1 protein-coding gene is annotated in these 906 nt (G+C 29.0%); it reads right to left on the bottom strand.

All coding sequences use genetic code 11. The features are described 5' to 3' along the window. Nucleotides 1–605: rolling circle replication-associated protein (locus tag QI30_RS18835; protein ID WP_425475035.1), on the bottom strand; the 605-nt coding region annotated here is incomplete at its 3' end. Between the last annotated feature and the right edge of the window lie 301 nt (nt 606–906).

The following is a 906-nucleotide window of genomic DNA, read 5'->3' as shown; positions in this document are numbered from 1 at the left end:
ATATCTTTTACCTCTGCTTTCCCTAAGCCCCATTTCTCCTCTAAAACTCCTTGCGTTATATCTAGATTAACAATCATATGATAATGAATCGCTCCTCTTTCTTGAAACTCTATTACATCAATAAATTTAAGCTCTTCATTTTTACATAATCTACGCAATTTTTTCTTGAAGTTTTTTAATGCTTTATTGGCTTCTTTTACATCAGTTATATTCTTTTCAAATGTTAAAGTAATGAATTTATCGCCGTTAGAAAAATTGGCTTTGATAAGTCTTTTAACAGTATTTCTAGCTCTGATATTACTCTTAGCTCTTGATTTTAGTCGTTCTTCAGGTGTCTTGTTGTCATTTTTAGAGTAGCTACGTCTGTATTTACCTGTATCACTACTTGATAAATCTCTTAATTGGATAGGTGTTATATGAAAGTATACTTCTACACTGTCACCACTTACATATACCTTTGTTGAATAAGATTTAGAATTTTTCAAAGTTCTTGCTAAATTTGTAGCCTTTTCTTCTACTTCTGCAAGTTCCTGTTTTATATCCCATAAAGCATCCTGCTCATCTAGAGGTATATTTTCATAAATTTCTTCTGATTGTGAATTCATAATTATTTACTTCACTCCTTTGTTAAATTAATAAATTATTCAAATTTTAATTACTATGGTTCTTTTATGTAAGGTAAATAATAACAAGGTAATTACATAAAAGAACCGCTCTTTTTTTCACCCAAAACTCCTGAATATTTTTATGTATTTATTTAACTTATTATGCAAAAATATACTTATACATATTTTATAGAAAGGGTGAATATGCGTGCATACCAACCTACATTTACAACCAGTTGCAACTCAATATGATCGCTATCAAGAAGCCTTGAAGCAAATTGAAGAAAAGATTAAAAATCGA

The organism is Candidatus Kurthia intestinigallinarum (assembly GCF_003991225.1).
In the GTDB taxonomy this organism is placed as follows: domain Bacteria; phylum Bacillota; class Bacilli; order Bacillales_A; family Planococcaceae; genus Kurthia; species Kurthia populi.
Note: the sequence above shows the minus strand (reverse complement) of the source record. Positions and strands in the feature narration are given on the sequence as shown.